Raw genomic sequence first — 7,233 nt, 5'->3', positions numbered from 1 at the left:
GGGTCACACCGACTGGCACCTACGCCATCGCCAGCCTGATGGACGGCAGCCTGGCCGCGAATGCCCGGCTGCGCACCATCGTGGCGGTGCGGGTCGGCTGGCTGCTGCGTTCGACCGCGCAGGAAGGCTCGACCGTGGCACCGACCAGCTTGCGCCTGTTTGCCGATCTTGGCGATGCGCTCACCTACACCCGCTCCCTGAGCGCCGCAGAGCGGCGCTACCGCCACCGCACGCTGGAATCGACCATCCCGCTGCGCAATCTGCTGATCACGCCATGAACCTGCGCCGCACCCAGTCCGGGGTCATCCTGTTGTTCACGCTCGTGGCGCTCGTGGTGGTGCTGATCGCCGGGCTGTCGCTGGTGCGGGCCATGGACGTGAGCCTGCTGCAGGCGGGCAACCTCGCCTTCCGGCGTGACCTCGCCAACCAGGCCGAGCGCGGCATGGCGCAGGCGATCACCCGGTTCAGCGGCACCGGTGCCCTGTCCGTGGAGTCGGTGCGCAACGCCAACGTGGTGGCGGTGAACTACTCGGCCAGCCGGCTCGCCACCAACGCCCAGGGCATCCCCCTCCTGCTGCTCAGCGACGCGGCCTTCACCGCCGCGGGCATGACCGGTGCCGACCTGACGGACACGGCCAGTGGCGTGACGGTGCGCGTCGTGGTCGATCGCCAATGCACAGCGGCCGGGGACATCGGCGGCAATGCCTGCGCGCTGGCCACCACGCTCGGCGACCGTGCCGCCGATGACCGCTACCGCAACGTGCGCGGCGAGGCCCAGCCGGTCTACCGCATCAGCGTGCGCGCCACCGGCCCGCGCAACACGCAAGCGTTCTTCCAATCCACCGTGGCGCGCTGAACCATGACCCTCCTGCACATCCCCCAACGCCACCACCGCCTGTCCCCACACCGGTCGGCCACGGCCGCGCTGGTGGTCGCGCTGGCGGGTCTGCTGACCAGCGCCGCCCCGCCCGCCCAGGCCATCGATCTGGCCGACGCACCGCTGTTTTCCTCAGCCAGCGTGCCGGGCAACCTGCTGCTGGCCTTGTCGGTCGAGTGGCCCACCGCCAGCACCCCTGCCTACACCAGCACCACCGCCTACACCCCGGCGACGGTCTACGTCGGCTACTTCGATCCCGAGAAGTGCTACCGCTACCTCGCCAACACCGTCACCCCGGCCAACAGCTACTTCGTGCCCCACGGCCCGGCCACCGCACACGCCTGCACCTCCACCACCACCGCTGCGCTGTGGAGCGGCAACTGGCTGAACTGGACCTCGACACAGAGCATCGACGCCTTCCGCTGGACCCTGACCGGCGGCACGCGCATGGCCGGCTTCGACACGCCCACGCTGACGGTGCTGCAGAAAACCTACCACGGCGGCATGGGGGGGCGTCAGGGCTTCTACCCCGACAAGCTCACCTCCAACGGCGTCAGTGGCGCGACCCCGTTCACCTGGGGCAGCGCCATCACCCGCATCAGCGGCATGGGCCACGCCATGGTGGTGAGCGCCAACCTGGATCTGCGCTGCAACTTCAGCATCTCCAGCGGTACGGCCACCTACTCCTGCAACACCCAGGCAAGCGGCACCAACACCTGCACCACGGCCAACCCGGACAGTTTCTGCACGGTGAACAACGCCAATCCGGCGTACAGCGTGACCTGCGGCTACACCCGCGGCGGAAGCAGCTACCTCTACACCTGCACCAGCACGCAAGCCGGCGGCAACACCAACACCTGCACCGCCACGGTGGCCGATACCAGCGCATCCAGTTGCAAGCAGGCCGACCCCGCCTACACGAACTACACGGGCCAGTCCTCCGCGGCCGGCACGGACAGCACCAGCGCCTTCTACCGCGTCTACATCCAGCTCCAGGCGTGCGACCCCGCGGTCGGACTGGAGACGAACTGCGTCCCCTACGCCAGCAGCTACAAGCCCGAAGGACTGATGCAGAAGTACGCCAGCAAGCTGCGCTACTCGGCCTTCGGCTACCTCAACGACAGTGCCGCCAGCCGGGACGGCGGCGTGATGCGCTCGCGCATGAAGTACATCGGCCCGAGCAAGCCAGTGCCAGGTTCGGTCTCGCTGCCCAACGCCACCACGGAGTGGGACGCCACCACCGGTGTCATGCTGCTCAACCCCGACACGGCCGATGCCGCCGCCACGACTGCCCGCGCGCTGGCAGAGACCGGCTTGTCGGCGCCGGTGGTCAACAGCGGCGTGATGAACTACCTCAACAAGTTCGGCCTGTTCTCGCACGCGCTCAAGAGCTACGACCCGGTGAGCGAGCTGTACTACGCCGGCCTGCGCTACTACCGCAAGCTCGGCCCGGTGGCCAGCTACAGCACCTTCACCGGCATCACCAGCACCGGCACCTTGACCGCCACGATCGACGACTTCCCCGTCATCACCACCTGGGACGACCCGATCCTCTACTCCTGCCAGAAGAACTTCATCCTCGGCATCGGCGACATCAACACCTGGAACGACTCCAACCTCCAGGGCAGCACCATCCGCACCAACGAGCCCACCATGCCCGCTGCAGTGACCGCAGACACGGAGGTCAACGTCAAGACATCCACCGGCATGGTCGGTCAGCTCGAAGGAGCGCCCACCACCAATCTGGGCAGCTACTCCTCCGGCCGCAACAACAGCTTCTTCATCGCCGGACTGGCCTACGACGCCCACACGCGCGACATCCGCAGCGACCTCGCCGGCACGCAGACGGTCAACACCTACTGGGTCGATGTGCTGGAAGGCCAGAGCTATAGCCACCGCAACCAATACTGGCTGGCAGCCAAGTACGGTGGCTTTGAAGTCCCGGCCGGCTTCAGCCCCTACGCGACCACCAACTCGACCACGACCCTGCCGCAGGCCGCCTGGTACACCAACACCGACACCCTGCCCGGCAGCAGCACCTATCTGCGGCCCGACAACTACTTCACCGGCGGACAGGCCACGCAAATGGTGTCCGGCCTGAGCCGGGCGTTCGCCAAGATCGCTGCGGAAGCCTCGGCCGCCACCTCGACCGCGTTCTCCTCGGCGTCGCTGAACGAAGCGGTCAGCGGCAACGCCAGCTTCTCCGCCAGCTACGACCCCAAGTACTGGACCGGCACGCTCATCGGCACCTCGGTCAGCTACGCCAGCGACGGCACCCCCTCGGCCATGCAAGTCTGGAACGCACGCGACCTGCTCGGCACCACCCTGCCCGACAACCGCAAGATCGTCACCTGCTGCACCGCCACTGGCGCGGGCCTGCCGTTTCGCCTCAGCAACCTGAACAGCGCGGTGCTGTCCGCCCGCACCAACTGGAGCACCTTCGCCAACGTGCCCGGCGTGGCCGCAGCGTCGCAGTCGGCCGCCAGTTTCCTCGACTACCTGCGCGGCGTTCGCACCAACGAGACCAGCAACGGCGGCGCCTACCGCAGCCGCAGCTACGTGTTCGGCGACATCGTCAACTCCAAGGTCACGGTCGTCGCCGCCCCCCAGTCGCCCTACTACGATGTCACCAACCCCGGCTACAACGCCTTCCGCCGCACCTACTCGGCCCGCAAGAGCGTCGTCTACGTGGGGGCCAACGACGGGATGCTGCACGCCTTCGACGGTGGACTCGCTGGCGCCACCAAAGGCACAGAGCTGCTGGCCTACGTGCCCAGCTTCGTCTACGGCACGCCGGCCACCGCCCCCAGCACGGGTCTGGCCGCACTCGGCAACCCGTCCTACGAACACCGCTTCTACGTGGACGCCACCCCGCAGGTCTTCGATGTCGATTTCCTGCGCGTCAGCGGGATGCCGGCGGCCAGCGCCACCCAATCCGACTGGCGCAGCGTGCTGGTCGGTGGACTGGGCAAGGGTGGCCGGGGCTACTACGCGCTCGACGTGACCAGCCCGACCACCTGGACCAGCGAGACGACCGCCGCCACCAAGGTGCTCTGGGAATACACCGACAGCACGATGGGCCAGACCTACGGCGACGCCCGCATCGTCAAGACCGCCAAGTACGGCTGGACCGCCGTGATCCCCTCGGGCTACAACACCCCGGACGGCAGCGGCGCCCTCCACCTGGTCAACCCGAAGACCGGCGTGCTGCTGGAGAAGATCGTGCTGCCCGGCGGCACCCCTGCGGCGCCCCTGGATGTCGCACACGTCACCGCCTTCCTCCCGGACTTGACCGACTACACCGCCACGGCGCTGTACGCCGGCGACATGCAGGGCCACGTCTGGCGCGTCGATGTCAGTGCCGACAGCGGCAGCTACCCGGCTCCACTGGTCCTGGCGCAGCTCAGCGACGCCTCCGGCACCCCCCAGCCCATCACCACGCCGGTGCGCGTGATGGTGGAGCCGAACTCCGGCAAGCGTTACCTGCTGGTCGGCACCGGCCGGCTGCTGGCCGACAGCGACATCGCCAGCACCCAGAAGCAGACCTTCTACGCCATCATTGACGGCACCACCACGCAGATGTACACGGCCACCACGCTGCCCACCGGCGTGAGCTTCCCCATCACCCGCAGCAAGCTCAACCAGAACACCGACCTGCTCAGCGGCATCGGCAGCGCCCCGACGCAGCCGATGGGCTGGTACCGCGACCTGGGTTCCGACAGCGCCTCCGGCATCGCCGAGCGCATCACCGTGGCCCCGGTCGTCAACAACGGACTGGTCGGCGTGGCGATCAACCTGCCCAACGGCCAGGCATGCACCCCTTCCGGCACCAGCACGGTGATGGCCGTGAACTTTGCCGATGGCAAGAGTGTGCTGGTCGATGGCGGCGGCTCCGCCACGGCGCTGACACCCTACAGCACGGGCGTGGCCTCGGACCTGACGTTCAAGAACATCGGCGGCAAGGTGCGGCTCATCTCCGGGCGCAGTGACGGCAGCGTCAACAACCTGCCGGGCACCTATGGCGCCAGCAACACACTGCGGCGGCTGAACTGGCGTGAAGTCCCCACCGCGAACTGAGCACGCACAGCGGCACGGCTGGCAGGCGTGTGCCGCTCGGGCAGTGCTGGCCGTGGCAGTGGGGCTGCTGCACGTTCTGGTGCTGAACACTTGGCCGCGCGCACCGGGTGTCGCCGCAGCGGTGGTGCGCCCTGACCCCGTGGTGTCGATCCGTTCCCTGGAGGCAGCGCCCGCCAGGATCGCCCATCCTGCGGCGCGCCCCGGCATGGCATGGGCGTCGCCACCCACTCCAGCACCTCGCCCCGCCCACCCGACCACAGCGCCCCCAGCGACCGAACACCCGGACGAACACCCGGACCCGTTCCTCCCAGCGGCCTGGCTGGACCGGCGCCCGACGCCCGTGTCCGCGCCGGACCTGCGGTGGCTCGACGCATTGGCGGAGCAGCCGATCAGCGGCCTGCCCGTGCGGGTGCGGTTGTTCGTCAGCGCCACGGGGTCCGTCGTCGGGGTGGAGCCGGTCGAGATCAGCGAACTCGACGCCTTCGTGCTGCCCGCACTGGAGGCGATGTTCCGCGGCACCGCGTTCGTGCCCGGCCGCTACCAGGGGCGGGATGTCGCCAGCCAGATCGAGCTGGAGCTGCAACTGGACAGCGCGCCCCCGTGACGCCGTGGCTCAGTGCCGCAGCTTGTACCCGCTCGCCAGCAGCCGCAGCGCGATGGTCGCGATCACCAGGAAGCTCGCCGACACCACGCCCAGGCTCACCCACGGCGACACGTCGCTGACGCCGAAGAAGCCGCGCCGGAACCCGTCGATCATGTAGAAGAACGGGTTCAGGTGGCTGATCTGCTGCCAGATGCCGGGCAGCGAATGCACCGAATAGAACACGCCCGACAGGAAGGTCATGGGCATGATGATGAAGTTCTGGAACGCCGCCATCTGGTCGAACTTGTCGGCCCAGAGACCCGCGATCAAGCCCAGGCTGCCCAGCATCCCCGCCCCCAGCACCGCGAACACCAGCGCCCACCACGGCTCGGCCATCCGCAGCGGCGCGAACCACACCGTGACCACGAACACCCCCGTGCCGACCACCACCCCGCGCACCACCGACGCGCCGACATACGCCACGAACCACGCCCAGTGCGACAGCGGCGAGACCAGCAGGAAGACCAGGTTGCCCGTGATCTTGCTCTGCACCAGGCTGGAGGAGCTGTTGGCAAAGGCGTTCTGCAGCACGCTCATCATCACCAGGCCGGGGATCAGGAAGCTGGTGTAGCCCACCGAGTCGTAGACCTTCACATGGTCTTCGAGGACGTGGCCGAAGATCAGCAGGTACAGCACCGCCGTCAGCACCGGCGCGGCCACCGTCTGGAAACCGACCTTCCAGAAGCGCAGCACCTCCTTGTAGAACAGCGTGCCGGCACCGGCGAAGACCGGGTTGGTAGAGGTCGAAGTCATCGTCGTGGTCGTTACGGACGTGCTCATGCGCGGCCTCCTTGCATGATTTCCAGGAACACGTCTTCGAGGTCGGCGCGGCCGATTTCGAGGTCTTCGAGGCGCACACCGGCCGTGCGCAGACGCGTCAGCAGTTGCTCGACCTCGGCGGCGTCGTGGGCCTTGACCTGCGCGATGCGGCCGGTGACGCGGGCGTTCAAGGCGATGTCGGCGGGCAGCGCGTCGTCGGTCTTGAAGCGCAGCATCGTGCTCGACGTGCCCGCGAGCAAGTTGCTCGTGCGGTCGAGAGCGACGATGCGGCCCTGCTTGAGCATCGCGATCCGGCCGCACAGCGCCTCGGCCTCTTCGAGGTAGTGCGTGGTCAGCAGCACGGTGTGGCCTTCCTTGTTCAGCCGGGCGATGAACTGCCACAGCGTCTGGCGCAGCTCCACGTCCACGCCCGCCGTCGGCTCGTCCAGCACGATGACCGGCGGCCGATGCACCAGCGCCTGCGCGACCAGCACGCGGCGCTTCATCCCGCCCGACAGTTGCCGCATGTTGGCGCCGGCCTTGTCCGCGAGGCCGAGGCCGGACAGCAGCTCGTCGATCCAGGCGTCGTTGCCCTTCACGCCGAAGTAGCCGCTCTGGATCTTCAGCGTCTCGCGCACCGAGAAGAAGGGGTCGAACACGAGTTCCTGCGGCACGATGCCGAGCGCCTTGCGGGCCGCCGCGTAGTCGTCCACCACGTCGTGGCCCATGACGCGCACGCGGCCGGTCGTCGCCCGAGACAGGCCGGCCAGGATGCTGATCAGGGTGGTCTTGCCGGCGCCGTTGGGGCCGAGCAGACCGAAGAATTCACCTGGGGCGATGTCGAGGCTGACAGCGTCGAGGGCCTGCAATGCACCGC

At 68.3% G+C, this 7,233-nt stretch carries 6 protein-coding genes; 4 read left to right on the top strand and 2 right to left on the bottom strand.

Annotation, left to right across the window (positions count from 1 at the left end):
* From QZW52_RS17850 to QZW52_RS17835, 4 genes are all read left to right on the top strand, one after another.
* Window positions 1–278, top strand: a 278-nt coding sequence (locus QZW52_RS17850) for a hypothetical protein (protein WP_294001154.1), incomplete at its 5' end; no start/stop codon positions are given.
* Window positions 275–856: a pilus assembly PilX family protein gene (locus tag QZW52_RS17845; RefSeq protein ID WP_294001152.1), complete on the top strand. Its 582-nt coding sequence runs from the start codon at window positions 275–277 to the stop codon at window positions 854–856. The genes QZW52_RS17850 and QZW52_RS17845, both read left to right, overlap by 4 nt.
* A 3-nt stretch (window positions 857–859) precedes the next feature.
* Entirely contained in the window at window positions 860–4,954 is a 4,095-nt protein-coding gene (locus tag QZW52_RS17840) for a pilus assembly protein (RefSeq protein WP_294001150.1), read from the top strand.
* Between the two features lie 43 nt (window positions 4,955–4,997).
* A complete protein-coding gene (locus QZW52_RS17835; protein WP_294001149.1) occupies window positions 4,998–5,558 on the top strand; it encodes a hypothetical protein in 561 nt (186 codons plus the stop codon).
* 9 nt (window positions 5,559–5,567) lie between these two features.
* Here QZW52_RS17835 and QZW52_RS17830 read toward each other — a convergent pair whose 3' ends face one another.
* On the bottom strand, window positions 5,568–6,377 hold the full coding sequence (locus QZW52_RS17830; protein WP_434738359.1) for an ABC transporter permease: 810 nt from the start codon (window positions 6,375–6,377) through the stop codon (window positions 5,568–5,570).
* The coding region (locus tag QZW52_RS17825) for an ABC transporter ATP-binding protein (protein WP_434738358.1) at window positions 6,374–7,233 on the bottom strand (860 nt) is incomplete at its 5' end. The genes QZW52_RS17825 and QZW52_RS17830, both read right to left, overlap by 4 nt.

This window comes from Sphaerotilus sp., from assembly GCF_013299175.1.
GTDB lineage: Bacteria > Pseudomonadota > Gammaproteobacteria > Burkholderiales > Burkholderiaceae_C > Sphaerotilus.
Note: the sequence above shows the minus strand (reverse complement) of the source record. Positions and strands in the feature narration are given on the sequence as shown.